The organism is Streptomyces sp. NPDC001606, assembly GCF_053596835.1.
The window spans coordinates 702,929-729,286 of record NZ_JBSFHC010000001.1 but is presented as its reverse complement, the minus strand read 5'-3'; the positions used below and the strand labels follow the sequence as shown (position 1 = coordinate 729,286).

Below are 26,358 nucleotides of genomic sequence, written 5' to 3'. Positions count from 1 at the left end.
GGCTTCAGGGCGCCTTGACGGTCACCAGGGGCCGGCCGTCGGCGGTGCGCACGTCGAAGTGGGCGATCTGGTCCGGGTGCAGGGCGGTGGAGCCGAGTCCGGTGAAGACGGCGGTGCCGTGGCCGGACTCCTGCCAGGTGCCGACAACCTGTTCGGAGCCGTCGCGGCCCACCGCCACCAGCCGGCAGGTGTGCGGTCCGGTGCCGTCCTTCACCCGCAGCAGCAGCCGGCTGCCCGAGTCCCCGTCCGCGGCCGTGACCTCGGCCCACACCCCGGTGTGCGGATCGGTCGCCGCGCTGACCCGCGCGGCCGGGGCCCCCTGGCCGGCGAAGGCCGTGATCCCCGAGCCGGCCGCGGCCAGCACCACCGAGGCGGCCAGGCCGTACAGCAGCCGGCGGCGCGCCGACCGGCGCCGGTGCGCCAGCTCGGCGAGCAGCCGGTCCAGCAGCCGGTGGCCGGGGTGCGCCAGGGGCTGCACAAAGCGCGGCGTGGCCCGGCGGTAGAGCGACAACTGTCGTGCGGTGGGGCGGAATTCGGTCACCTGCGCCGCGCACCGGGGGCACTCCATGAGGTGGTCCTCGAAGCGGAAGGCCTCCGCCTCGTCCAGCACGCCGAGCGCGTATGCGCCGACGTCGCGATGCCTTTCCAGGGACCTCATGCCGAATCCTCGTGCCGGTGAGTGGGGGTGGGGTTACTCCTTGCTCCCATCCGTACGCAGCCGACGGCCGAATCACTCAAGCCAGGCCGAGAATCACGCTCAGAGGATTCGGAGCGGCCGGCCCGGCGGATTGGTCGCTTTCCCGAAAAACTCTCCGGCCCCGGAAACGGGCCTGCCGGCCGGATGCTGCGGGCTGCACGAGGAGGGAGGACGGCGCGGGCCGGTAGGGCGGGGCGGTGAGAGACGTCCCCGGAAGGCCGCGGGCCGTAAGAGGCAGGCTGATGAACCGGCGGGTGGGGAGCCGGGGGGCGGAAGGCGCAGGGGGTCAGAAGAGGTGGATCGCCAGGTGTCCGAGGGGGAGGCCGAGCCGCCAGGCCGGCGTCCATACCTGCGGTCCCTCCTCCTCGCCGGTCAGTGCCCCGCCGCCCGGCACCGCGTCCAGGTCCGGCGCGAGCAGCTCGGTCTGCTCCAGCCAGCGCCAGGCCTGGTCGGCGAGCGCCAGGTCGGGCGAGGCGGTGCCGGCGGCGGCCGCCCGCTCGGTCAGCTCGGCCATGCGGGTGCGCACCCAGTCCTGCCACGGCTGGTCGTAGGCGGTCAGCGACAGCCACTTCTCCAGCTGGGAGATCACCCGGATGCCGGACAGCTCCCCGTCGGTGTCGGACAGGAAGACGGTCAGCGCCAGGGCGTCCCGGCCGGCCCGGAACTCGAAGGACGCCGGCGGCATCAGATCCCCTGTGCGCAGCAGCTCGTCGGCGATGTACTCGGCGTACAACCAGGCCATCGGGACGGCCAGTTCCCCGCCACCGGTGCCGTCCGTGCTCTCGTGACCTCTGTGCAGCATCCCTTCCTGCCCTTCCTCCGGTGCGTGCGCGTCGCCCGAACCCCCCGGGCCGCCATCCCGCCCGGAACGCGGATGAGAACAGCCCATTGCCCCGACGGGGGCCTCAGCAAGGCGCTTTGCGAAGGCTTTGCGCTGCCTTCGGTTTCACCGCAGGTCGGTCGCATAACCGGGCAGGACCCGGCGCAGAGCGCGCAGCCCGTAGTAGGCGCGGGACTTCACGGTACCCGGTGGAATGCCGAGGGTTTCCGCCGCTTCCGCCACACTCGCCCCGCGGAAGTACACGAGTACGAGCACGTCACGGTGTTCCGGGGTGAGCGTTTTCACAGCCCTGCGCACATCGAGCGCCGCGGTGGCCCGCTCGGCGTGGTCGGCGGTGACCCGCGCGTCCTCGGGCACGGCGTCCCCGATCTCGCGGGGGCGCGCCTCCCGGGCCCGCCGGGCGTCGATCGCGAGCCGCCGGGCGACGGTCAGCAGCCAGGGCCGTACCGAGTCGAAGTCCGCGGCGTGCAGTGCCTCGGGATGCTGCCAGGCCCGCAGCAGGGTCTCCTGCACGAGGTCCTCGGCGCGCTGCCGGTCGCCGTCGCAGAGCCGGTGGAGCAGTGCGAACAGGGGGCCGCCGTGCTCGCGCTGGAGCGCGGCCAGCTCGTGCTCGGCGGTCGTCGTCCCGGGGTGGAGTGAGGTTCCGGCCGTCATGGCCGTATCGCAGCGCAGGCCCGCGGGCGACGCACAGGGAGCGGGCCCTGCCGTGCGCCGGACGGTCGATCGGGTCGGCGAACGGTCGGACGAGCGGTCCAGGGCGGCCCGGGCGGTCCTGGGCGGAGGTGGATGAGTGCGTCCGGGTCATTTGTCCGGTGCGTCAGCTTCACCCTGACAGGCCCGTCCTCCCTTTGTCGGTAAATACGACATCGATACCTATGCCGTACGACATGTACGCCTGTTCGACGACCCGGGGTGAGCTGATGATCGGACGCAGAAAGCAGGTGGCCCTGGCCCTGACCGCCGTCCTCGCGGCCGCGGCCGCCTGCCAGAACCAGGAGCGCCAGGAGTCCGCCGGGCAGGGGCGCCCGGCCCCCGCGGCGGACCGCGGCTTCACCCTGGTCGCCTCCGGGGACGTGCTGCCGCACACCTCCGTCATCGACCGTGCCGCCTACGACGCCGAAGGCGACGGCTACGACTTCCGGCCCATGCTCTCCGGTGTCGAACCCGTCGTCTCCCGCGCCGACCTGGCGCTGTGCCACATGGAGACCGTCTACGGCGCCGACGGCGACTACTCCGGCTACCCGGTCTTCAAGTCGCCGCCGCAGATCGCCCAGGCCCTCGCCGCCACCGGCTACGACGGCTGCTCCACCGCCTCCAACCACTCCCTCGACGACGGCGCCGCCGGCATCGAGCGCACCCTCGACGCCCTGGACGAGGCGGGTCTGAAGCACGCCGGCACCGCCCGCACCGAGACCGAGGCCGGCTCGGTCACCGTCTACCGGGCGGGCCCGGCCAAGGTCGCCCATCTGGCGTACACCTTCGACACCAACGGCAATCCGCAGCCCCCCGGCGAGCCCTGGGCGGTCCGGCTGATCGACCCGGAGCGGATGATCGCCGACGCCCGTGCCGCCCGGCGGGCCGGTGCCGACGTGGTCGTCCTCTCCGTGCACTGGGGCACCGAGTGGCAGGACGACCCCGACCGTCAGCAGCTCGCCCTCGCCCGGCGGCTCACCGCCGCCACCACCGGCGGCCGCCCGGACATCGATCTGATCCTCGGCACCCACGCCCACATCCCGCAGGCCTACGAGAAGGTCAACGGCACCTGGGTGGTCTACGGCATGGGCGACCAGATCGCCGGCGAGATGTACAACGACCGGGGCGTCCAGGACCCGCGCGGCAACGAGTCCACCCTCGCCCGCTTCACCTTCGCCCCGCCCGCGCGCCCCGGCGGCCGCTGGCGGGTGGCCAAGGCCGAGTTCGTGCCGCAGCTGTACGACCTCGACGCCGGCCGGGTCGTGAACCTCAACCGGGCCATCGCCGACGGCGCCGACCTGGAGGGGGTGCGGGACCGCATCCGGGAGGTGGTGCTCAGCCGGGGGGCCGCCAAGGACGGCCTGGTCATGGGGGAGTGAGCGGTGCCGGCGCCGGTGTTGCTCAGGCCGCCGGGGGCCGGGTGGCCAGTACCGACCGCCGGTACGAGTAGGTGAAGTAGATCGCGCACCCGATCACGAACCACACCGCGAACCGCACCCACGTCTGCCACTGGAGGAACGTGATCAGCCAGATCGAGAAGACGACCCCCAGCGCCGGCACGACCGGCATCCACGGGGTGCGGAAGGTGCGCGGCAGCTCCGGCTGCCGGTAGCGCAGCACGATCACCGCCGCGCACACCACGACGAACGCCAGCAGGATGCCGATGTTGGTCAGTTCGGCCGCCTCGGCGATCGGGACGAATCCGGCGATGGCCGCCGAGGCCACCCCGACGATCCAGGTCACCCGGGTCGGCACATGCCGGGTCGGGTGCGTCTTGGCGAACCAGCGGGGGAGCAGTCCGTCCCGGGACATGGAGAACCAGACACGAGTAACCCCCAACATGAACGTGAACATGACCGTCAGGATGCCGATGATCGCGCCCACTGCGATCACATCCGCCAGCCGGTCCAGCCCCACCGACTTGAACGCCGTGGAGAAGCCGCTCTTCTTGTCGATGTCCTTGTAGTTCTGCATGCCGGTCAGCACCAGGCAGGCCGCCACGTACAGCACCATCGAGATCGCCAGCGAGTAGATGATCGCCTTGGGCATGTGCCGCTGGGCGTCCTTCGACTCCTCGGCCGCCGTCGACATCGCGTCGTACCCGAACACCGCGAAGAACACCGTCGCCGCACCGGTGAAGGCACCGCTGATGCCGTAGGGGAAGAACGGGTGGTAGTTCGCGGTGTTGATGTGGAACACGCCCACCCCGATCACCAGGAGCACCACCAGTACCTTCAGCACCACGACCACCGTCTCGAAGCGGGCCGCGCTGCGGATGCCCAGGTTCAGCAGCCAGGCGATCAGCAGGCACAGCACGGCCGCGAACAGATCGACCCGGTGCCCGCTCCCGGTGCCCGGCGCGCCCAGCATCCACTGCGGCAGGTTCGCGCCCATCTCCTGGACCAGGAAGCCGAAGTAGCCGGAGATGCCGATCGCCACCACCGCCACGATCGCGGTGTACTCCAGCAGCAGGTCCCAGCCGATGAACCAGCCCGCGAACTCGCCGAGCACCGCGTAGCCGTAGGTGTACGCCGACCCCGCCTTCGGGATCAGCCCCGCGAACTCGGCGTACGACAGCGCGGCGCAGGCGCTCGCCAGGCCGGCGATGAGGAAGGACACCACCACCGCGGGACCGGCGATGCCGTTGGCGACCGTGCCGGCCAGCGTGAAGATGCCCGCTCCGATGATGCCGCCCACGCCGATCGCGGTCAGCTGCCACAGCCCGAGCGACCGCTCCAGCCGGGGGCCCTCGGCGACCTCGGTCTCCTCGATGTGCTCGATGGGTTTGCGGCGGAGAATCCCCTCACCCGCGCGGAGCCGGTCCATGCGCCTCACCTCTTCCCCGACGGCAAACGGCTGACGGCGGATCATGATGGCCCACCCGGCACCCCTACGGAAGACGCCACGCACATCACACCCGGACCACCTCCGACCCTATTGCCGAGCGGGCCAGGAGAGACCGCCCCCTGCACGGACCCCGCACCTCACCGCCCCCGGCTCCCAGCCCCCGCGCCTGCACCCGCTGCCGCGGCGCCCTACGGCCCGCCCGCCACTCGGCACGCCCGGGCGGTGCCCCCGGCATCGGTATCACCAACTCGCCGGAATCGGCGTCACTGCCCCGGCCCTGCACCCCGCCACTCACCGCCCCCGCGCCTCGCCGCTTACCGGCCTCCCGGCTCCCAGCCCCGCGCCCGCTGCTGCGGTCGCGCTTCTGCGAGGCTCTCCCGTCCCGCCCGCCAGTCGGCACGCCCGGGCAGTGCTCCCGGCATCGGTGTCACCGGCTCAGGGAATCGGCATCACTGGCCCCGGCCGCGCACCTCGCCGCCTACCGGCCCCCCGACTCCCAGCCCACGTACCTGCGGACGCGCTGCCGCGGCGCCCTACGGCCCACCCGCCACTCGGCACACCCGGGGGGTTCCCCCGGCATCGGTACCACCGGTTCACCGGAATCGGCATCACCGCCCCCGGCCCCGCACCCCGCCGCTCACCGCCCCGCGCCACGCCCTGCCCGTGCCTACGGCACCACCGTCACCGGCCAGCGGCCGGCCTTTACCAGCCGCACCGCCACCGAGCCGATGATCCGGTGTCCCGCCTGTTCCGAGGTGCCCACCACCACCGCGTCCGCCTTCAGCTCGTCGGCCGCCTTCACCAGGCCGGTGTAGGGGTCGCCGCGGAAGGTGTGGAACTCCCAGCGCACCTCGAACATCCCCTTGGCCCGCTCGGCGGCCGCCCGGATCTGTGCGACCAGGTCCTCGGCGATCTCCTCGGCCGGGTCCGCCACCGGCACCCCGAGCGCCGTCCCGGCGGCAAGTACCGGCTGCACGTACACCACTGCCAGCAGCGCGTGCTGGCGCCGGGCGAGCCCGCTCGCGTAGGCGGCCGCCCGCATCGAGGAGTCGGAGCCGTCCACCCCGACCAGAATCACCTTCGGACCGTCCGTGCCCCGCTCGAACCGATGCTGTTCCGTCACGGCCCGAGGCTATCGGAACCCCCTGTTCCCCCCGCCCGCCGGGCCCGCTCGACGGGCGAGCGGCCCGGCCCCTTCCTAGAGTCGGAACCATGACTGCCACCGCGGAGCACCCCGCACGGCGGGACGGCGCGGCCCCGATACGCCCGGCCGCCGGCGGCCGCCTCGGCTGGGTGCCGGAGGCCTTCGGGACCCTCTTCGCCGCGCTGGGCCTGCTGTGCGCCGTACTCGCGATCGTCGAGCCGCTGCGCCGGCTGCTCCGCCCCGTCGTCCACGCCCTCGACCTGCTGCTGGTCCCGATCAGCGCGAACCTCGCCTACGCCGTCTTCCTGTTCCTGCTGGCCGCGGCCACCGCGGCCCGCAAGAAGGTCGCCTGGTGGCTGGTCGTCGTCTACCTCGGCCTGCTCGTCCTCAGCGATGCCCTGGGCATGGCCCTCGGCCTGTACGCGCAGTCACTGCCGTCCCTCGTGCTGTGCGCCCTGCTGCTGCTCCTGCTGGTGGTGGCCCGCCGTGAGTTCTACGCCGCCTCCCGCCGCGGTGCGGTGTGGCGGGCGCTCGCCGTGCTGCTGGGCGGACTCGTCGTGGCGATCCTGCTGGGCTGGGGCCTGGTCCTGCTGTTCCCCGGCACGCTCCCGGCCGACCAGCACCTGGCCTGGGCGGCCGACCGGGTGTGCGGCGGACTCGTCTCGGCAAGCTCCTTCGACGGGCGGCCGCCGCGCCAGGTCACCTTCGTCCTCGGCCTGCTCGGCGCGCTCGCCCTGCTCAACGCCGCCGCCACCCTGTTCCGCTCCCAGCGCCTGGAAGCCGCCCTGCACGACGACGAGGAGGCCCGCATCCGCGCCCTGCTCGGGGCCTACGGCGCACGCGACTCCCTCGGCTACTTCGCCACCCGCCGGGACAAGGCCGTCGTCTTCTCGCCCAGCGGCAAGGCCGCCGTCACCTACCGTGTCGAGGCCGGTGTCTGCCTCGCCAGCGGCGACCCCGTCGGCGACACGGAGGCCTGGCCGCACGCCATCGCCGCCTGGCTGGACGTGGCCCGCCGCTACGCCTGGGCGCCCGCCGTGATGGGCGCCTCCGAGGACGGCGCCCGCGCCTACGCCCGCGCCGGGCTCGGCGCCCTGCAACTGGGCGACGAGGCCATCGTGCACGTCGCCGACTTCGACCTGGACGGCCGCGAGATGCGGGTCACCCGGCAGGCCGTGCACCGGGTCCGCCGTACCGGCGCCACCACCCGGATCCGCCGCCACGCCACCCTCACCGAACGCGAGATGGAGGAGATCGTCGACAAGGCGGACGCCTGGCGCGACACCGAGACCGAACGCGGCTTCTCCATGGCCCTGGACCGGCTCGGCGACCCCGCCGACGGCGACTGCCTGCTCGTCGAGGCCCTCGGCGAGGACGGCCGGCTCCTCGCCCTGCTCTCCTTCGTGCCCTGGGGCCGCGACGGCATCTCCCTGGACCTGATGCGCCGTGACCGGTCCGCACCCAACGGGGTGATGGAGTTCATGGTCGCCGAACTGTGCGCCGCCGCCCCCAAACTGGGCGTACGCCGGATCTCGCTGAACTTCGCCGTCTTCCGGTCCGTCTTCGAGGAGGGCGCCCGCATCGGCGCCGGACCGGTCCTCAGGCTCTGGCGACGCCTGCTGCTGTTCTTCTCCCGCTGGTGGCAACTGGAGGCCCTGTACCGCTCCAACGCCAAGTACCACCCCGAGTGGTACCCCCGGTTCCTCTGCTACGGCGACACTGGCGCCCTCGCCCGCATCGGCCTCGCCTCCGGGATCGCCGAGGGCTTCGTCTCCGTACCGTCCCTGCGCAAGCTCTGGGGAAAGGGGCACCCGAAGACCGGACAGCGGCCCGCCACCACCCACGGGCTGCCGTCCCTGACGGCGCTCGGCCTCGACGGAGGGGACCAGGCCGGGCCCGCAGCCCCGGACGCGGGCCTGCCCGACCAGGTCCGCGTCCGGCACCGCACCCTGGACCGGCTGCGCGCCACCGGCACCGACCCCTACCCCGTCGGCGTCCCCGCCCCCACCCACACCCTGGCCGGCCTGCCCCCCGACACGGACGTCACCGTGGCCGGACGCGTCATGCTGGTGCGTGACTTCGGCGGCATCGTCTTCGCCGTGCTGCGCGACTGGTCCGGCGACCACCAGATCGCCCTCACCCGCGACACGACCGGCGCCGCCGCCCTCGACCGGTTCACCGCCGACACCGACATCGGCGACCACATCACCGCAAGCGGCCGCACCCGCCTCAGCGACCGCGGCGAACCCACCGTCTTCGTCACCTCCTGGCAGCTCACCGGCAAGTGCCTGCACCCGCTGCCGGACAAGCGCCGGGGCCTGGCCGACCCCGAGACCAAGGTCCGCCGCCGCCATCTCGACCTGATCACCAGCCCGGACGCCCGCGCCGTGCTCCGCGCCCGCTCCGCCGCCGTACAGGCGCTGCGTCAGACCCTCCTCGACCGCGGCTACCTGGAGGTCGAGACACCGATGCTCCAGCAGGTGCACGGCGGCGCCAACGCCCGGCCCTTCACCACCCACAGCAACGCCTACGACCTCGGCCTCTATTTGCGCATCGCCCCCGAGCTGTATCTGAAACGGCTGTGCGTCGGAGGCCTGGAGAAGGTCTTCGAACTGGGCCGCACCTTCCGCAACGAGGGCGTCTCCTACAAGCACAACCCCGAGTTCACGATGCTCGAGGCCTACCAGGCGTACGCCGACTACGACGTCATGCTCGACCTCACCCGGGAGCTGATCCAGGCCGCCGCCACCGCCGCGTTCGGCTCCCCGGTGGCCCACAAGGACGGCCAGGAGTACGACATCTCCGGCGCCTGGCAGGTCAAGACCGTGTACGGCGCCCTCTCCGAGACGCTGGGCGAGGAGATCGGCCCCGGCACCGAACTGCTGCGGCTGCACCGGCTGTGCGACCGCACCGGAGTGCCGTACACCGCGGACGACACCCCCGGCGACGTCGTGCTGGAGATGTACGAGCGGCTCATCGAACAGCACACCCGGCTGCCCACCTTCTACAAGGACTTCCCGACCGACGTCTCCCCGCTCACCCGGCAGCACCGCACCGACCCGCGGCTCGCCGAACGCTGGGACCTCGTCGCCTTCGGCACCGAACTCGGCACCGCCTACTCGGAGCTGACCGACCCCGTCGAACAGCGCCGCCGCCTCACCGAGCAGTCCCTGCTGGCCGCGGGCGGCGACCCGGAGGCGATGGAGCTGGACGAGGACTTCCTCCAGGCCCTGGAGTACGCGATGCCGCCGACCGGCGGCCTCGGCATCGGCGTCGACCGGCTCGTCATGTTCCTGACGGGGCTGACGATCCGGGAGACCCTGCCGTTCCCGTTGGTGCGCCGCCGCTGACCCCGGGGTCCCCGGCGGGCTCCGGCAGGTACCGCCGGGACAGCGTCAGCAGCGCGATCACGGCGGCGGTCACCGCCAGGGCCACCCCGAGGACGAAGCCGTCCCGGACCGCGCCGCCGAGGTACGTCCGGTAGTCCTTGAACGCGACCGTCCCGGTCGAGGGCATGTTCTGCTGGGCCACGGTGAAGATCCCGTCGAACAGCGACACGCCCAGACCGGCGCCCAGCTGCCGGGACGCGTTGAGCCCCGACGGCAGCGCACCGCTGCCGGACCGCGCGAACCCCACCGGCAGGGCCAGCACCCCGCAGCCGAAGCCGACCAGCAGCAGGGGCAGCAGCACATCGCCGGCCCCGAACGAGTCCTCCAGCGTCAGCAGCAGAAACCCGGCGGCCGCCACACCGCACGCCCCGGCGACCGTCGCCCCGACCCCGGCCGCCCCGGCCAGCCGGGGCAGCACCACACAGCCCAGCAGCAGACCGGCGACGGCCGACAGCATCGTCCAGCCGACCTGCATCGGCGACAGTCCGCCGATCGCCTGGAGGGCCAGCGTGACCGCGAACATGGCACCGGCCAGCCCGGCCCCCAGCAGCACCACCACGGTGTACGCGCCGAACGCGGCCCGCTCCCGGCCCAGCCGGGCGAGCAGCTCGGGCATCTGCTCGCGCCGGCCGAACCAGCCCAGCGTCGACGGCACCAGCGCACCGGCGACCGCGACGGCGATGACCGTGGTCGCGGACGTGCTGTGGTTCCCCAGCCAGTCCGTGAACCACGCCAGGAAGCCCAGCGGTACGACGGCCAGCGCCGCCCGGCCCACCCGTCCGGCGGCATCCGGCACGGGCTCGGACTCGCCGAGCGCGACCGGGGTCAGCAGCAGAAGCAGCAGTCCGGCCGCGGCCTGCACCCAGAACACCGTCTCCGGGGACTCCGAGAAATCCAGCAGCATCAGCGTCGGCAGCAGCACGGCCGGCCCGGCACAGGCGACCACCGCGAAGTGCACGTTCAGCGCCCGGTCCCGGCCCGGCCCCGCGGGATGCGTGGCGTCGATCAGGGCCAGCGCGCCGGCCGTGATGACCGCCGCCGCGATCCCCTGCACCGCCCGCGAGGCCAGCAGCAGCGTGGCGTCCGCCGTCACCGCCGGCACCACCGCGGCCGCGCTGGACAGCGCCAGCCCTCCCACCAGCACCCGCCGCTGCCCGAACGCCCGGCCGAGCGCCGTCGCGAGCACCGGCAGCGCGGCGAAGCACACGCTGTACACGGTCAGCAGCCAGACCAGCCCGGTGAAGTCCAGCCCCGACCGGTACATGATCCGCGGCAGACCCATCGTGAACACCGTGGTGTCGAAGACGACCAGCACCTGGGCCGCACCCAGCAGCACCACCGCAAAACCGCTGTGCCGCGGACCGTCCGCTCCCCCCTGCACCAACTCTCCTCGCCCCCCTGTCCGTTGCCGGCCGTCCCGGCAGTCTCCGGCGATTCCGCGGACTGAATGACTATCAGAAGCCCCCACCGGGTTCCACACCGCCACGGGACTGCTCCGACCGGGTGCTTTCACCCCGCCGCACCGGTGCCGTTGTGGTGGGCCGGAGGTTCGCCGGGCGACTGATGAGTCATGCAGAAGGATCAGTTGTTCACACGACGCCGGATGCTCCTCGCCGGTGCGGCCGCCCTGGGAGCCGCGGGAACCGCCGGAGCCGTTCTCGCGGCCGGCGGCGAGGAGACCGCCCCCGCCTCCGCTCCCGCTCCCGTCGCCGGACCGCAGGCCCGCCAGGCCCTCAAGTCCTCCGCCTTCCGGCTCCAGCCGCTCACCGGCTACGGCCCGCCGCACACCGCACCCCGCAGGCTCAAGGTGCGCAACGAGCCCATCCTGCGCATCTCCGGGCGCGGCCGGCACATGATGCTGACCTTCGACGACGGTCCCCACCCGGACTACACCCCGCACATCCTGGACACCCTCGCCCGGTACGACGTCCGCGCCATGTTCTTCCTGTGCGGCGAGTGCGTCGTCGACAACAAGGAGCTGGTGGCCCGGATGGCCGACGAGGGCCATGTCGTGGGCAACCACACCTGGACCCATCCGCTGCTGACCACCCTCAACCGCCGCGAGATCCGCTCCGAGATGGAGAGCACCAGCGACATCATCGAGGACGCCTACGGGGAACGCCCGCAGTGGTTCCGCGCCCCCTACGGCGCCTGGAACCGCGCCGCCTTCCAGCTGGGCGCCGAGATGGGCATGGAGCCGATGGCCTGGACCGTCGACACCACCGACTGGATGACCCCGGGCACGAGCACGATCGTCGACCGGGTGGAGAGCGGCGCCGCCCCCGGTGTCGTGGTGCTCTCCCACGACGCCGGCGGCGACCGCTCGCAGAGCGTCCGCGCGATCCGCGAGTACCTGCCCTATCTGCTCGACAACGGCTATCACCTCACCGTGCCGCGCAGACGCGTATGACGTGCTGACCCTCCCCGGTCTTCGCCCGCCCGCTCAGACGACCGAGACCAGGCGGGCGAAGACCACGACATTCCCGTCGTAGCCGTTCTGCTTCGAAAAGCCGCCACCGCAGGTGATGACCCGGAGTTCCGGGTCGCCCTTCGAGCCGTACACCCGGTCCCCGGGGAAATGGCTCTTCTCGAAGACCTCGATTCCATAGACCTCGAACACCGCGGTCTTTCCGTCATGGCGCAGAATTTCGACCCGGTTTCCCTTCTTCAGCGCCCCGAGGCCGTAGAACACCGCCGGCCCCTGCTTGTTGTCGACATGGCCGACCACGACGGCGGTGCCCTTCTCGCCGGGGGAGACCGCGCCGGTGAACCAGCCGGCCAGATTGGGGTCCTCCGGCGGCGGGGCGCCGACCCAGCCGTCCGGGTCCAGGCCGACCGGCATCACCGGGGCGTCCACCCGGATCGCCGGGATCCGCACCCGGTCCACCGCGGAGAACGGCAGCGGGGCGGGCGCGCCACCGAGCAGGTCCGCGGTGCCGCGGCTGTCCGGAGCCGCGGCCGAGGCCGGCTGCGGCGGCCCGACGTCGAACTCCCCCGAACCATTCCGAATGAGCGCCAGACCGGTCAGCAGAACAAGCGCTATCACGCCCCACGGGGCGCGCTTCCTCCGCCGCTCCTCCTCTTCGGCAAGCTCGGACAGCTCGGTCGCAGACATTCGCCATCCCCTCTCGACGCGGCATGCGCCCCGTCGTCGCGCATGGGAAAACGCTAAGTCCCGCGCGCGCGACGGGCGACGGGTCGACCGGCGAACGGGTGGCCCGGAGCATCTCCGGTGCGCCATCCGAGTTGCCGTTCGCAGGAAATTTCTGACGGTCCGTGACCTGCGAGAATATCCGATTGTGTGCTTTCCGTGCGGTGTGGCGTATCACCAGGACGGACCATTCTCGACATGCGGGCGTGTTCCGCGCGCCCGAGGGTCTTCCCGGGAGGTGCTTTCTCGCCGATCGACCGGGTACGGGACCCGGCCGGCCTCCCGCGGAGGATCACATGCGAAACCAACGTGCCCTGGCGGCCGCGGTCGCCGCGGCCGCCGTGCTCGGGCTCGCCGCCCCTGTGGCCGTCGCGGACGGCATGGGCAACGGGGGCGGCCCGTCCAACAACAACACCAACATCGGACCCGACACCGGCAGCAACTTCAGCGGCACCTTCAACGGCCACTTCAACGGCACCGGCCCCTTCCGCGACCAGGGACGGGGGGACGACTTCGGGGGCCGCGGCCGGGGCGACGACTTCGGCGGGCGGGGCCGGGGCGACGACTTCGGCGGGCGGGGCCGCGGGGACGACTTCGGGGGGCGGGGCGACAACAACCGGGGTGACAACAACCGCGGCGACAACAACCGTGGCGACGGCAATCGCGGCGACGGCAATCGCGGCGACGGCAACCGGGGCGACAACTGGGGCGACCGGAACGACAACTGGGGCGGCGGACGGGACGACGGCGGCCCGCGCAACATCGCGGCCACCCCCAGCGTGATCGCCGCCGGAGGGCGGCTCACGGTCACCGTGGACGGCTGCCGTGGCGGCAGCATCTTCTCCCGCGCCTTCGGCACCGCCCCGCTGTCGCCGTTCCGCGACGACACGGCGCGGGGGATCGCCACCATCGACCGGGACGCCCGCCCCGGCCCGTACGACCTGACGGTCCGCTGCGACGGCCGGAGCCTGACCCGCCCGGCGGCCTTCACCGTGATCGGCGGGGTGCACGGCGGTGTCGGCGGCGGTACGACCACCGGCGCCACCCCGGCCGACATGGCCATCGGCGGCGGCCTGGTGGGCACGGCGCTGATCGGCGGAGCGTTCTTCTGGCTGCGCCGCCGCGGCGAGCGGGGCCTCTGAGCCGTCCGCCCGGTGCGGCCGCGGTCCGCCCACCCGGCAGCCGGTGCGGCCGGTCAGCCGCCGTTCCCCGCGGACCGGCGGTGGGTGAAGTGGTAGGCCGCGGCCGCCGAGCCGGTGATCAGAGCAGCGCCCAGGGCGATCCGCCCCGGGGCGAACCCGTCGATGCTGCCGCCGGTGCCGGCCCGCACCCCGCGCTGCACCGGATCGACCGGGTCGACCGGCTCGCTCTGGCCGGGCCGCTGGTAGCCGTCGTCGCGCCCGCCGCCGATGGTGAGGTCCGTGCTGCCCCGCGTCCCGTCACACTCGAACGTGACCGAGTACGCGGTCGCTGGCCGGGCGCCCCGGTCGACCACGGCGGTTGCCGAGGAGCGCCCCGGCGGAATCCGCACGGTGTCGAAGATCCCGGAGGACACCGTGGCGGTGCCCCGGCAGCCACTGCCGTCCCGGTCGAACCGCAGGCTCACCGTCTCGCCCGCGGCCACCGTGGTCGGCGTGATCCGGAAGCCGAACGGTGTGACATCGTGGTCGTCGCCGGCCAGGACCGCCGGCGCGCACACGGCGAGGGCGCCGAGGCCCAGCAGTGCGGCCGACGCGAGGCGTATCGCGCGCATCGTGTTTCCTCCGGTCCCCGAGGAGCAGCCGCGGACCTTCTTCCGCCAGGCGCGAGATATGCACCTCGATGAGCGGAACGCTAGAAACATCCGTACACCCGCGCGATCGCAGTAGCGCGAACGGGGGACGGGTGTACGCCATCAGGGTGAAAACACTGCTGCGGCCGGGGGACTACCCGGTGACGGACGGAAACAGGTTGAGGAACGGTTCCGCGGTCACCGCGATGCCCCGGCTGAACGGCGCATCGAAGTCCCAGATGAGGAACAGCATGAAGGCGATGGTCGCGGAGAACAGCCCGGCCAGCACCAGCTCCCGCTTGGTGCGCCGGATCTGGAGTGCGAACACCATGCCGACGGTGATCACCGCGCCGGTGAGCAGCCCCCACCACACCACCGGCGGCATGGTCGCCCCGGTGGAGTCGGCGCGGGCGTTGCGCGCCTGGTCGGCGGCGGTCATCTGGTCCAGCACCGGCTGGTAGGCCTGCGCCTCGAAGTCGTTCTTCGGCTGGTAGTCGGTGACGTCCTGGCGGACCTTCTGAAGCAGTTCGGAGCCGCGGTCGGTGACCTGCTCCTCGCGCGACATCGCCGGCCACTCGGTGTGCACCACATAGCCGACATAGGCGTCGACGTCGGCCCGGACGCGGTCGCGGACGTCCGGCGGGTAGACGCGGACCCGCTCCGAGATCTCGTGCAGCGCCTGGGCCTCGCTCTGCACGTAGTCCTGGGCGGAGTTGCGGGCCTCCCACACCCCCGCGATGGCCAGGCCCAGGACGATGGCGTACACGACCCCGATCCACATGGTCATGTACTCGATGACGTCCGGGGTCTCGCTGGGGTCCTCGTCCTCGGGGGCGCGCTTGTGCCGTAGGACGGTGACGACGACCACCACGGCACAGGCGGCCAGCATCGCGAGGACGAGAACAAGCCAATCCGACAACGGATACCTCCGGGGGTGGGGCGGGCCGGCGGGTCAGCGCGGCCGCAGGGCCGCGACGGCGACGATCGCCGGGACGGTGATGAGCAGGACGTAGGTGACCGGCGTGGTGTGGCCGGGTGCGGAGCGGGCGACCGGGTGCGGGTGGTACGCCGGGTAGCTCACCGGGGTCACCGAGGGCCGCGGGGTGGGCCTGGGCTTCGGCTTCGGCGGCGGTGGTTTCGGTGCGGGGGGCGGGGTGGGTGTGGGGGCGGGGGTGGGGGTCTGCCGGGGTGCGGGCGGCGCCGGGGCGGGTGGCTTCGGCCGGGGCTTGGGTGTCGGCTTCGGCTTCGGCGGAGGCGGTGGCTTCGGCGTGGGGGGCGGGGTGGGCGTGGGGGGCGGTGTGGGGGTGGGGGTCGGTGTGGGCGGGCACGGGGGCGGGGTGGGCGGGGGGCAGGGCGGGGGAGTCGGCCAGTGCCGGCCGCCGGCCCAGGCCACCGCCACCGTGCCGTCCGGTCCCGTCGAGGCGTACGCACACGCGTCGGCCGACGCGCTGCCGACCGGGCAGCCCACCAGGGTCCAGGTCAGTGTCAAGAGGGTCAACACCCGGGTGGCGGGCGCGTATCGGGTCGTTTCGGGTCCAGGCACGACGAAGATCATGGGTCGCGGAGCACGGTCGCACGCCGGAGCGCGCCCAGATTGATCCGAAAGAGGGACAACGGGCGCCCTGAGGTTTGACCGGCGTGACAGGTTCCGGCAAGAAATTCCGTCTCCCGTTGAACGCTCCGGCCCCCTCGCCGCGTACCCATGGCCGTGCGGCGGCGCGGCAAGGCGCTGCAACATCCAGGCGATGATGTGGAGTTGACGATGAAGACCTCCTGGCGGACCGCCTCACTGGGGGCCGCGGCCGCGGCGGTGCTGGCGCTGACGACGGCGTGCGGTCAGGACAACGCCTCCGCTCCCGCGTCCTCCGCCCAGAACGTGGGCGCCACGGCCGCGGCGGGCGACTACGGCAGCGCGGGCACCGGCACGGGCAACGGCTACGGCGCCGACGGCAACCAGAGTTCCGGCTCGGCCGCCCCGGCCGCCCCGGCGGGCAAGCTGACCGCGGCCGCCAACGCCGAGCTGGGCAAGGTGGTGACCGACGGCGCCGGCATGACCCTGTACCGCTTCGACGAGGACACCGCCAACCCGCCCAAGTCCAACTGCTCCGGGGACTGCGCCACCACCTGGCCCCCGGTGCCCGCCGACGACGCCACTGCCGGCGCCGGCATCGACAAGGCGCTGCTCGGCGAGGTCACCCGCGCCGACGGCAGCAAGCAGCTCACCATCGCCGGCTGGCCCGCCTACCGTTACGCCAAGGACGCCAAGGCCGGTGATGTGAAGGGCCAGGGCGTGGGCGGCAAGTGGTTCGCCCTCGCACCCGACGGCAAGAAGGCCTCCCTGTCCGAGCTGCCCGGTCTGTCCGTCCGCAAGGACGCCAAGCTCGGTGACATCGTCGTCGACAAGAACGGCATGACGGTCTACCGCTTCCTGAAGGACCAGGCCTGGCCGAAGCCCGTCTCCAACTGCACCGGCGCCTGCCTGGAGAAGTGGCCGGCCGTCGGCGTCGTGAGCGCCGACGACACCAAGGGCGTCAAGAAGAAGGGCCTGATGGGCTTCACCCGTCCCGACGGAGTGAAGCAGATGACCGTCAACTGCTGGCCCATCTACACCTTCTCCGGGGACAAGACCCCCGGCGACATCAACGGTCAGGGCGTGGGCGGCACCTGGTACGCCGTCTCGCCCGACGGCAAGCCGGTCGGCGCGCCGGGCAAGTAGATCACCTCCCCGGGTCGATCACCCGCCCGCCCGGCACCCGGCCGAAGGTCCGCCCCCTCCGCACCGCACGGAGGGGGCGGACCGCTGCGTTCCGGAACCTTCACGCAATGGGGTCGTCCGGGCACTTGCCGCAGGCAGTGACCGGGAACGGACGGTCAATTTCCGGTTCAGGTCGCTCCTTTCGCGGGCGATCAGTAGCCTCTGCTCGAACACCGGATCGCCTACGACTGTTGTCCACGCCTTGGAGAGATACATGGAGCGTCCCGCCTGGGCCCCACGGAGCATCGACATCTCGGTGCCGAGCGTCTCGCGGATCTACGACTACTACCTGGGCGGTTCGCACAACTTCGAGGTCGACCGGGAAGCGGCCCGCAGGGCGCTGGAGTTCATGCCGGGCCTGCCCAAGATCATGCAGGCCAACCGGGCGTTCATGCGCCGGGCCGTGCGGTTCGCGGCCGCCGAGGGCATCACCCAGTTCCTCGACATCGGCTCCGGCATCCCCACCTTCGGCAATGTCCACGAGGTGGCGCAGGCGGCCGTACCCGGAGCCCATGTCGTGTACGTGGACCACGACCCGGTGGCCGTCGAGCACAGCCGGGCCGTGCTCGCGGGCAACCCCGACGCGGACGTGGTCGCCGCCGATCTGCTGGGCCCCAAGGAGATCCTCGACAGCCCCGAGGTGCAGCGGCTGATCGACCTGAACCGACCAGTGGCCCTGCTGCTCGTTGCCATACTGCACTTCGTGGAAGACGCGGACGACCCCTACGCTGCGGTCGCCGAGCTGCGCGACGCGCTCGCCCCCGGCAGCCTGCTGGTGCTCACCCATGCCTCGTACGAGGGAATCCCGGTACCGGCCGATCGGGCCGAGGGCGCGGTGGACGTATACAAGGACATTCGCAACCCGCTGATCATGCGCTCGCGCGAGGAGATCGCGCGGTTCTTCGAGGGGTACGACATGGTGGAACCCGGACTGGTGCCGATGCCGCACTGGCGCCCGGATTCGGCGCCGGAGGACGAGGATCCGTATGCCTTCTCCGGGTTCGCCGGCGTGGGGCGTTCGGCGTGAGCGCGGAACCGGACGGGCCGGAGGACAGACTGCGCCGGCTGACGACGATCTGGAGCCGGGCGCTCTACCCGGTGACCTCGACGTCACTCACACGCGTGGAATTCGAGGAGCAACTGCTCCCGCTCGCCCGCCGGCTGAGCGAGCTGCTGCTGGCGCACAGCTTCGACGCGGACGGGGCCAAGGCGGTCGGCGCCGCCCTGGTCGAGGCGCACTGCACCGACCCCGAGACGCTGAACCGCACCCTGGACTGCGTCGACGCCTACCTGGTGCTCTACTGCGGCGAGGACGGCCCGCAGGAGGAACTGCGCATGCGCTCCTCGCGGTTGCAGCACGCGATGGCCGCCGGCTACGCCCAGGCGCTGCGCCGCCGTACCCTCGCCGAGCAGGAGGCCATCGCCCAGGCCGCGTTGCAGGCGCAGGGCGTGGTGGCCCAGGCGCTGCACGCCAGCGAGGCCCGCTTCCGCGCGGTCTTCGAGGGCGCCGCGATAGGGATCGGCATCGCCGACCTCGACGGCAACGTCCTCCAGGTCAACGAGGCGCTGCTGCGCATGTTCGGGCTCACCGACCAGTCGCTGCGCGGCCGCCGGGTGCAGGACTGGACGCACCCCGAGGACGCCCCGCAGACCTGGAAGCTCTACGACGAACTGGTCAACGGCGAACGCGAGCATTACCACCTGGAGAAGGCGTTCAACCGCCAGGACGGCACGGTCCTGTGGACCAACCTGACGGTCTCCCTGCTGCGGGACGCCGACGGCAGGCCGCAGTACCAGCTCGCCCTCATGGAGGACACCACCGAGCGGCGGCTGCTCAACCTCCGGCTGCGCTACGAGGCCACCCACGACGCCCTGACCGGACTGCCCAACCGCACCCTGTTCTTCGAGCGCCTGGAGAAGGTCCTCAACGCGGGCGAGGGCCAGCGCTTCGGCCTGTGCTATCTCGACCTGGACGGCTTCAAGACCATCAACGACAGCCTCGGCCACGCGGCCGGCGACCGGCTGCTGGTGGAGGTCGCCGACCGGCTCCAGTCCTGCGCGACCGCGCCCGGCGAGATGGTGGCCCGGCTCGGCGGCGACGAGTTCGTCGCCCTGACCACCGGCCCCGGCACCGAGCGCTCGGTGGACGAACTGGCCGAGCGGATCATGAACGCGCTGGTCACCCCGATCAGCATCGACGGCCGGGACCTGCTGGTGCGCGGCAGCCTCGGCATCGTCGAGGGCCCGGCGGGCGAGCGCACGGCGGCGGAGGTCCTGCGCAGCGCGGACATCACCATGTACCGGGCGAAGTCGGCGGGCGGCAACCGCTTCGAGCTGGCCGACCCCGAGGCCGACGCCCGCGCCATCACCCGGCACGGCCTCACCACCGCCCTGCCGACCGCGCTGGAACGCGGCGAGTTCTTCATCGAGTACCAGCCGCTCGTCCACCTCGGCGACGGCAGTGTGCGCGGCGCCGAGGCCCTGGTGCGCTGGCTGCATCCGCAGCACGGCGTCCTCGGCCCGGACCGGTTCATCCCGCTCGCCGAGCACACGGGCCTGATCGTGCCGCTGGGCCGCTGGGTCCTCCAGGAGTCGGTCCGCCAGGCCCGCGAGTGGCGCGAACGCTACGGCGAGCAGACCAGCGCCGGACCGCTGCGCATCAACGTCAATCTCTCGCCCTGCCAGCTCAGCCATCCCGGTCTCGTCCAGGACACGGTGGACATCCTCGAACGCGCGGGGGTCACCCCGGACGCCCTGTGCCTGGAGGTCACCGAGTCGGCCCTGATCGGCGCCGACGACGACCTGCTCAAACCGCTGCGCCGACTGGCCGAGATGGGCGTGGACATCGCCCTGGACGACTTCGGCACCGGCTACTCGAACCTCGCCAACCTGCGCCGGCTGCCGGTGAGCATCCTGAAACTGGACCGCTCCTTCACCCAGGGCATGCAGCAGTTCCCGGCCGACCCCGTCGACCTCAAGATCGTCGAGGGGATCGTCTCCCTGGCCCACAGCCTCGACCTCGCCGTCACCGTCGAGGGAGTGGAAACCGGCGCGCAGGCCGAGCAGTTGCGGATACTGGGCTGCGACACGGCCCAGGGCTGGTACTACGCTCGCCCCGGCCCACCGGAGCGCCTGCACCAGCTGGCACTGGTGGACGCGACGGGCTGACATGGGGCGAGTGGGGGGGAAGGCATGCCTCAGGGGCTGCTGGACGGGCGCTACCGGCTGACGGAGCGGATCGGCGCGGGCGGCATGGGCGAGGTGTGGCGGGCGCACGACGGGCATCTGCACCGCGAGGTGGCGGTCAAGCTGCTCACCGGGCTCACCGCCGAGCGGGACCCGAGCCTGGCCGCCCGGTTCGTACGGGAGGCCCGGGCCGCCGCCCGGCTGTCCAGCCCGCACATCGTCACCGTCCACGAACTGGGCATGGCCCGCCGGGACGCGGGTGAGGAGGTGCCGTACCTGGTCATGGAGCTGGTGCGGGGCCGCTCGCTGGCCGGGGTGATCAGCGAGGGGCTGCCCTCGACGGCCGACACGCTGCGCTGGGCCGGCCAGATGTGCCGGGCGCTGGGCACCGCCCATACCGCCGGGGTGGTGCACCGGGACATGAAGCCGGGCAATGTGCTCGTCACCGGCGACGAGGGCGAGGACCCGGCGGACCGCCAGGTGAAGGTGCTGGACTTCGGCATCGCCCGCCTGCTGGAGGGGCCCGGCGCGACGACCACGCTCACCGTCACCGGCCAGATCGTGGGCACGCCTGCCTACATGTCGCCGGAGCAGGCCCGCGGGGACGTCCCGGTGGACGCCCGCACCGACCTGTACTCGCTCGGCTGCATCCTGTACGAACTCGTCACGGGACGGCCCCCTTTCCAGGCCGGCGCCTGGCACTCGCTGCTGCTCAAGCACATCGAGGAGCCGCCCCAGCCGCCCGGGCGGCTGCGGCCCGGACTGCCGCCCGCCCTGGAACAGCTGATCCTCGACCTGCTGGCCAAGGACCCCGCCGCCCGCCCCGCGACCGCGGCGGAGGTCCGCACCCGTCTGACGGCACTCACCGCACCCCCGCGAGGGCGCAGCGCCCAGCCGGCCGGCGCCCAGGCCGATGTGCGCGCCCACGCCGTCGCCGCGTCCCCGGACCCCACGGCCGCCGCGACGGTGGCCGCCGGCACCCTGGAGGCCCCCACCCCGCACGACACCCCGCCCGCATCGACGATCCCCGCACCCACCCGCCCCGCCCCGCTGCCCCGGCCACCGCGCACCCCACCCGTTCCCGCCCAGGCGCCGCGCACCCTGCCCGTGACCGCCGCGCCGGCCACGCCCCCTTCCGTCGCCGTGCCCCTGGCCGTCGGCTCGGTCGCGCTGGTGCTGTGCCTGCTGCTGGTGCCCTGGTACACGGCGATCCCCGTCGGCATCGGCCTCGGCCTCGTCAACCGCTTCCTCCAGGTCCGCGTGAACGCCCACCTCTACCAGGGCAGGCACCGCTAGGGCCGCATGCGCCGGTCAGCGTTCCAGGAGCATCCGCTGGAGTTCCTGGGCCGCCCGGGGCGGGGCCACATCGCTGCGGTGGGCCAGCGCGATGGTCCGGTGCAGTCCCGGGCGGGCGAGGGGTGTCACCCGCAGTCCCTGCCCGGACCGCGTCGCGACCATCCGCGGTACGACCGCCACACCGAGCCCCGCCCGGGCGAAGCCCAGCACCGCGTCCATCTCGCCGCCCTCCACCGCGAACTCCGGCTCGAACCCGGCGGAGCGGCACGCGGCCACGGTGAGTTCGCGCAGGTCGTAGCCGTGCCGGAACATCACCAGGCGCTCGGTTTCCAGATCGGCGATGCTCACCGCCCGTCTGCCGCGACCGGGCGCCGGCACCTCGGGGGAGGACACCACCACCAGCTCCTCGCGCAGCAGCTCCACCGTCGACAGCGCGGGGGCGGGGGTCGGCAGCGGCAGGACGACCAGGGCGAGATCGAGCGCGCCGCGCGCCAGCTCCCGTACCAGGTCGTGCGAGCCGCCTTCCTCGATCAGCAGCCGGATGCCCGGGTAGCGGTCGTGGAAGGCCCGCAGCACATCCGGCAGTAGGCCGGTGCAGAGACTGGGCGTCGCCCCGAGCCGCACCCGGCCCCGCCGCAGCTGCACCAGTTCCTGCACCTCGTGCCGGGCCGTGTCCGCGTCGGCCAGAATGCGGCGGGCGAGCGGCAGCAGGGCCTCGCCCGCGTCGGTGAGCGTGATGTTGCCCCGGGCCCGCAGGAACAGATCCGCGCCCAGCTCCCGCTCGAGCGCCCGGATCTGCTGGGAGAGCGACGGCTGGGCGACATGGGTCAGTTCGGCGGCCCGGGTGAAGTGCCGGGTCTCGGCCACGGCGACGAAGTACTGGAGCTGCTGGAGCTGCATGCAGCCACGATAGTCTCCTCCTATGGAAACAAGCTGGTGCATCTCTTGGACTGATAAGGCCGTTCGGCCCTAGCGTGCTGTTCCATGGCTCTGGCAACGCGGACGGACCGACGGCCGTCCATGGCGCGCACACTGTGGGACTCCTCCGTCGGCAAGAAGACGGTGATGGCCGTCAGCGGCCTGATCATGCTGCTCTACCTGGTCGCGCACATGATCGGGAACCTGAAGATCTACTTCGGGGCGGGCGAGTTCAACCACTACGCCCACTGGCTGCGCACCATCGGTGAACCCTTCATGCACTACGAGTGGACGCTCTGGCTGATCCGGATCGTCCTGGTCGTCGCCGTGGTGGCCCACGCCACGTCCGCGTACCAGCTCAGCCGCCGTGACATCAAGGCACGGCCCAGCAAGTACGTGCACGCACGGCCCCGGGCGAGCTACGCGACCCGCACCATGCGCTGGGGCGGGGTCATCCTCGGCCTGTTCGTCGTCTGGCACATCCTGGACCTCACCACCGGCACCGTGCACTCCGGCGGCTTCCAGGAGGGCCACCCGTACCAGAACGTCGTGGACACCTTCTCCACCTGGTACGGCAACGTCATCTACATCGTCGCGATGCTCGCGCTCGGACTGCACATCCGGCACGGCTTCTGGAGCGCGGCCCAGACCCTCGGCGTCGGCAGCCGCGCCCGGGACCGCGCCCTGAAGATCGTCGCGAACGTCCTCGCGTTGCTGCTCACGGCCGGCTTCATCGCCGTACCCGTGGGCGTCATGACCGGAGTGGTGAGCTGACATGACCGAATACGTGAACTACACGACGGGCGAGCCGGTCACCGACACCAAGGCCCCGTCCGGCCCGATCCACGAGCGCTGGGACAAGCGCCGCTTCGAGGCCAAGCTCGTCAACCCGGCCAACCGGCGCAAGCACACGATCATCGTCGTCGGCACCGGACTCGCCGGCGGCTCCGCGGGCGCGACCCTCGCCGAACAGGGCTACCACGTCGTCCAGTTCTGCTACCAGGACTCCCCGCGCCGCGCCCACTCCATCGCCGCCCAGGGCGGCATCAACGCGGCGAAGAACTACCGCAACGACGGCGACTCGATCCACCGGCTGTTCTACGACACCGTCAAGGGCGGCGACTTCCGCGCCCGCGAGTCCAACGTCCACCGGCTCGCGCAGATCTCCGTCGAGATCATCGACCAGTGCGTGGCGCAGGGCGTGCCCTTCGCCCGGGAGTACGGCGGTCTGCTCGACACCCGCTCCTTCGGCGGCGTCCAGGTCTCCCGCACCTTCTACGCCCGCGGCCAGACGGGCCAGCAGCTGCTCCTCGGCGCCTACCAGGCGCTGTCCCGGCAGATCGCGGCCGGCAATGTGGAGCTGCACGCGCGCACCGAGATGCTGGACCTGATCGTCGTGGACGGGCGGGCGCGCGGCATCGTGGCCCGGGACCTGATCACCGGCAAGATCGACACGTACTTCGCGGACGCCGTGGTCCTGGCCAGCGGCGGCTACGGCAACGTGTTCTACCTGTCGACGAACGCCATGAACTCCAACGCGACCGCCATCTGGCGGGCGCACCGGCGCGGTGCCTACTTCGCCAACCCCTGCTTCACCCAGATCCACCCGACCTGCATCCCGCGCACCGGCGACCACCAGTCCAAGCTGACCCTGATGAGCGAGTCGCTGCGCAACGACGGCCGTATCTGGGTGCCCAAGGCCGAGGGCGACAACCGGCCGCCGAACGAGATCCCCGAGGACGAGCGCGACTACTACCTGGAGCGCATCTACCCGTCCTTCGGCAACCTCGTGCCGCGTGACATCGCCTCCCGCGCCGCGAAGAACGTCTGCGACGAGGGACGCGGGGTCGGCCCCGGCGGGCAGGGTGTCTACCTGGACTTCGCCGACGCCATCAAGCGCATGGGCCGCAAGGCCGTCGAGGCCAAGTACGGCAACCTGTTCGACATGTACCAGCGGATCACCGACGAGGATCCGTACCGGGTGCCGATGCGGATCTACCCGGCCGTGCACTACACGATGGGCGGGCTGTGGGTCGACTACGACCTCCAGACCACCGTCCCGGGCCTGTTCGCGATCGGCGAGGCCAACTTCTCCGACCACGGCGCCAACCGGCTCGGCGCCTCGGCGCTGATGCAGGGCCTCGCCGACGGCTACTTCGTGCTGCCCGCCACCATCAACGACTACCTGGCCCGCAACCCGCACCAGGAGGCCGTGACCGGCGACCACCCCGCCGTGCGGGAGGTGCTGACCGAGACCGAGGACCGCATCCAGCGGCTGCTCGCGGTGGACGGCGACCGCACCCCCGACTCCTTCCACCGCGAGATCGGTGAACTCATGTGGGAGTTCTGCGGCATGGCGCGCACCGACGCCGGGCTGCGCAAGGCGCTCCAGCGGATCCCGCAGATCCGCGAGGAGTTCTGGCAGCGCATCAAGGTCCCCGGCACGGGCGAGGAGTTCAACCAGTCGCTGGAGAAGGCCAACCGGATCGTCGACTACCTCGAACTCGCCGAGCTGATGTGCCTCGACGCGCTGCACCGCAGCGAGTCCTGCGGCGGCCACTTCCGCGAGGAGTCCCAGACCCCGGACGGCGAGGCGGCCCGCAAGGACGACGAGTTCGGCTACGCGGCGGCCTGGGAGTTCACCGACACGGGTGCCGCCCCCGTCCTGCACAAGGAAGACCTGGTCTTCGAGTACGTCCACCCCACCCAGCGGAGCTACGCATGAAGCTCACCCTGCGCGTCTGGCGGCAGAAGAACGCCGACGCCGAAGGAGCGATGTCCACTTACGAGGTGGACGGCATCTCGTCCGACATGTCCTTCCTGGAGATGCTGGACCTCCTCAACGAACAGCTCATCCTGTCCGGCGAGGACCCGGTCGCCTTCGACCACGACTGCCGCGAGGGCATCTGCGGCGCCTGTTCGCTGGTGATCAACGGTGACGCGCACGGCCCCGAGCGCACCACCACCTGCCAGCTGCACATGCGGTCCTTCAAGGACGGCGACACGATCGACATCGAGCCGTGGCGGGCCGCCGCGTTCCCGGTGATCAAGGACCTGGTGGTCGACCGGTCGGCGTTCGACCGGATCATCCAGGCCGGCGGCTACATCACCGCGCCGACCGGCTCCGCGCCCGAGGCGCATGCCACGCCGGTGCCCAAGGCCGACGCCGACTTCGCGTTCGAGCACGCGGAGTGCATCGGGTGCGGGGCCTGCGTGGCCGCGTGCCCGAACGGCGCGGCGATGCTGTTCACCTCCGCGAAGATCAACCACCTGAACGTGCTGCCGCAGGGGGCGCCCGAGCGGGAGACGCGGGTGCTGGACATGGTGGCGCAGATGGACGCCGAGGGCTTCGGCGGGTGCACGCTGGCCGGTGAGTGCGCGACCGCGTGCCCCAAGGGCATCCCGCTGGTCTCCATCACCAGCATGAACAAGGAGTGGCTGCGGGCCACCCGGAAGGTCGGCAAGCGGTAGCGCGGGACGCTTGCAGCTGACGTTCGCCGGGGAAGGTGAACGGGCGGGACCGGGAGAGGTGCTCCTCCCGGTCCCGTCTGGTTTTCCGGGACCCGTCGCATCCCGGCGTTCAGCATTCCCACATCCACTCTCCCGGTCGCGGTCACACACCGGCCAACCGGCGTCGGAAGAACAGAAACAGCGGGCCGTGCGCCACCGG

At 72.2% G+C, this 26,358-nt stretch carries 22 protein-coding genes; 11 read left to right on the top strand and 11 right to left on the bottom strand.

All coding sequences use genetic code 11. The annotated features are described in order from the left end of the window. Nucleotides 1-4 precede the first annotated feature (4 nt). From ACWCV9_RS03240 to ACWCV9_RS03230, 3 genes are all read right to left on the bottom strand, one after another. Complete coding sequence (locus tag ACWCV9_RS03240) at nt 5-658, bottom strand: zf-HC2 domain-containing protein (RefSeq protein ID WP_450783984.1); 654 nt, start codon at nt 656-658, stop codon at nt 5-7. A 325-nt stretch (nt 659-983) separates the two neighbouring features. Continuing rightward, entirely contained in the window at nt 984-1,499 is a 516-nt protein-coding gene (locus ACWCV9_RS03235) for a hypothetical protein (protein ID WP_385846097.1), read from the bottom strand. 144 nt (nt 1,500-1,643) lie between these two features. After that, complete coding sequence (locus tag ACWCV9_RS03230; RefSeq protein WP_450783983.1) at nt 1,644-2,192, bottom strand: sigma-70 family RNA polymerase sigma factor; 549 nt, start codon at nt 2,190-2,192, stop codon at nt 1,644-1,646. A gap of 266 nt (nt 2,193-2,458) precedes the next feature. Between ACWCV9_RS03230 and ACWCV9_RS03225 the strand changes: the two genes are divergently transcribed. Further along, entirely contained in the window at nt 2,459-3,610 is a 1,152-nt protein-coding gene (locus tag ACWCV9_RS03225) for a CapA family protein (protein WP_450783981.1), read from the top strand. A gap of 22 nt (nt 3,611-3,632) precedes the next feature. Here the strand turns inward: ACWCV9_RS03225 and ACWCV9_RS03220 are convergent, their stop codons facing one another. Together ACWCV9_RS03220 and ACWCV9_RS03215 are read right to left on the bottom strand one after the other, a co-directional pair. After that, nucleotides 3,633-5,057 carry an amino acid permease gene (locus ACWCV9_RS03220; protein ID WP_450783980.1) on the bottom strand — a complete coding sequence of 475 codons (1,425 nt, stop codon included), beginning with the start codon at nt 5,055-5,057 and terminating at the stop codon, nt 3,633-3,635. 688 nt (nt 5,058-5,745) lie between these two features. Further along, the gene (locus ACWCV9_RS03215) at nt 5,746-6,201 is read right to left on the bottom strand and encodes a universal stress protein (protein WP_450783979.1); all 456 of its coding nucleotides are present in this window, start codon (nt 6,199-6,201) and stop codon (nt 5,746-5,748) included. 89 nt (nt 6,202-6,290) lie between these two features. Here ACWCV9_RS03215 and lysX point away from each other — a divergent pair, with 89 nt between their 5' ends. Further along, complete coding sequence (gene lysX, locus ACWCV9_RS03210) at nt 6,291-9,572, top strand: bifunctional lysylphosphatidylglycerol synthetase/lysine--tRNA ligase LysX (protein WP_450783978.1); 3,282 nt, start codon at nt 6,291-6,293, stop codon at nt 9,570-9,572. Here lysX and ACWCV9_RS03205 read toward each other — a convergent pair. Next, a complete protein-coding gene (locus ACWCV9_RS03205; protein WP_450783977.1) occupies nt 9,508-10,992 on the bottom strand; it encodes an MFS transporter in 1,485 nt (494 codons plus the stop codon). The genes lysX and ACWCV9_RS03205 overlap by 65 nt on opposite strands. 189 nt (nt 10,993-11,181) lie before the next feature. Between ACWCV9_RS03205 and ACWCV9_RS03200 the strand changes: the two genes are divergently transcribed. After that, entirely contained in the window at nt 11,182-12,021 is an 840-nt protein-coding gene (locus tag ACWCV9_RS03200; protein WP_450783976.1) for a polysaccharide deacetylase family protein, read from the top strand. A 33-nt stretch (nt 12,022-12,054) separates the two neighbouring features. Here ACWCV9_RS03200 and ACWCV9_RS03195 read toward each other — a convergent pair whose 3' ends face one another. Beyond that, the gene (locus ACWCV9_RS03195) at nt 12,055-12,726 is read right to left on the bottom strand and encodes a class F sortase (protein ID WP_387055431.1); all 672 of its coding nucleotides are present in this window, start codon (nt 12,724-12,726) and stop codon (nt 12,055-12,057) included. Between the two features lie 332 nt (nt 12,727-13,058). Here ACWCV9_RS03195 and ACWCV9_RS03190 point away from each other — a divergent pair, with 332 nt between their 5' ends. Continuing rightward, nucleotides 13,059-13,904 carry a hypothetical protein gene (locus ACWCV9_RS03190; RefSeq protein ID WP_450783974.1) on the top strand — a complete coding sequence of 282 codons (846 nt, stop codon included), beginning with the start codon at nt 13,059-13,061 and terminating at the stop codon, nt 13,902-13,904. 53 nt (nt 13,905-13,957) lie between these two features. Here the strand turns inward: ACWCV9_RS03190 and ACWCV9_RS03185 are convergent, their stop codons facing one another. The 3 genes from ACWCV9_RS03185 to ACWCV9_RS03175 all read right to left on the bottom strand — a co-directional run bounded on the left by ACWCV9_RS03185 (nt 13,958) and on the right by ACWCV9_RS03175 (nt 15,614). Further along, the gene (locus ACWCV9_RS03185; RefSeq protein WP_450783973.1) at nt 13,958-14,515 is read right to left on the bottom strand and encodes a hypothetical protein; all 558 of its coding nucleotides are present in this window, start codon (nt 14,513-14,515) and stop codon (nt 13,958-13,960) included. 172 nt (nt 14,516-14,687) lie between these two features. After that, nucleotides 14,688-15,452 (bottom strand): bestrophin-like domain, encoded by a 765-nt coding sequence (locus ACWCV9_RS03180; protein ID WP_450783972.1) that lies wholly within the window; start codon nt 15,450-15,452, stop codon nt 14,688-14,690. Between the two features lie 33 nt (nt 15,453-15,485). Further along, entirely contained in the window at nt 15,486-15,614 is a 129-nt protein-coding gene (locus ACWCV9_RS03175) for a hypothetical protein (protein WP_450783971.1), read from the bottom strand. A 681-nt stretch (nt 15,615-16,295) separates the two neighbouring features. On the opposite strand from ACWCV9_RS03175, the gene ACWCV9_RS03170 reads away from it, so the two are divergent. The 4 genes from ACWCV9_RS03170 (at nt 16,296) to ACWCV9_RS03155 (ending at nt 21,770) form a co-directional block, all read left to right on the top strand. Next, a complete protein-coding gene (locus tag ACWCV9_RS03170) occupies nt 16,296-17,249 on the top strand; it encodes an SCO0930 family lipoprotein (RefSeq protein WP_450784237.1) in 954 nt (317 codons plus the stop codon). 253 nt (nt 17,250-17,502) lie between these two features. Beyond that, a complete protein-coding gene (locus ACWCV9_RS03165; RefSeq protein WP_385846082.1) occupies nt 17,503-18,315 on the top strand; it encodes an SAM-dependent methyltransferase in 813 nt (270 codons plus the stop codon). Beyond that, entirely contained in the window at nt 18,312-20,456 is a 2,145-nt protein-coding gene (locus tag ACWCV9_RS03160) for a putative bifunctional diguanylate cyclase/phosphodiesterase (protein ID WP_450783970.1), read from the top strand. The genes ACWCV9_RS03165 and ACWCV9_RS03160 overlap by 4 nt, the downstream gene beginning before the upstream one ends. A gap of 24 nt (nt 20,457-20,480) precedes the next feature. Continuing rightward, complete coding sequence (locus ACWCV9_RS03155; protein WP_450783969.1) at nt 20,481-21,770, top strand: protein kinase domain-containing protein; 1,290 nt, start codon at nt 20,481-20,483, stop codon at nt 21,768-21,770. A 15-nt stretch (nt 21,771-21,785) separates the two neighbouring features. Here ACWCV9_RS03155 and ACWCV9_RS03150 read toward each other — a convergent pair whose 3' ends face one another. Then, nucleotides 21,786-22,670: a LysR family transcriptional regulator gene (locus ACWCV9_RS03150; protein WP_385846079.1), complete on the bottom strand. Its 885-nt coding sequence runs from the start codon at nt 22,668-22,670 to the stop codon at nt 21,786-21,788. A gap of 120 nt (nt 22,671-22,790) precedes the next feature. On the opposite strand from ACWCV9_RS03150, the gene ACWCV9_RS03145 reads away from it, so the two are divergent. Genes ACWCV9_RS03145 through ACWCV9_RS03135 form a run of 3 tightly spaced genes read left to right on the top strand, consistent with a single transcriptional unit; the run spans nt 22,791 to nt 26,159 of the window. Further along, complete coding sequence (locus tag ACWCV9_RS03145) at nt 22,791-23,462, top strand: succinate dehydrogenase (protein WP_450784236.1); 672 nt, start codon at nt 22,791-22,793, stop codon at nt 23,460-23,462. A gap of 1 nt (nt 23,463) precedes the next feature. Next, nucleotides 23,464-25,413 carry a fumarate reductase/succinate dehydrogenase flavoprotein subunit gene (locus tag ACWCV9_RS03140; protein ID WP_450783968.1) on the top strand — a complete coding sequence of 650 codons (1,950 nt, stop codon included), beginning with the start codon at nt 23,464-23,466 and terminating at the stop codon, nt 25,411-25,413. After that, on the top strand, nt 25,410-26,159 hold the full coding sequence (locus tag ACWCV9_RS03135; RefSeq protein ID WP_450783967.1) for a succinate dehydrogenase/fumarate reductase iron-sulfur subunit: 750 nt from the start codon (nt 25,410-25,412) through the stop codon (nt 26,157-26,159). Before ACWCV9_RS03140 ends, ACWCV9_RS03135 begins: the two co-directional genes overlap by 4 nt. Nucleotides 26,160-26,358 lie beyond the last annotated feature (199 nt).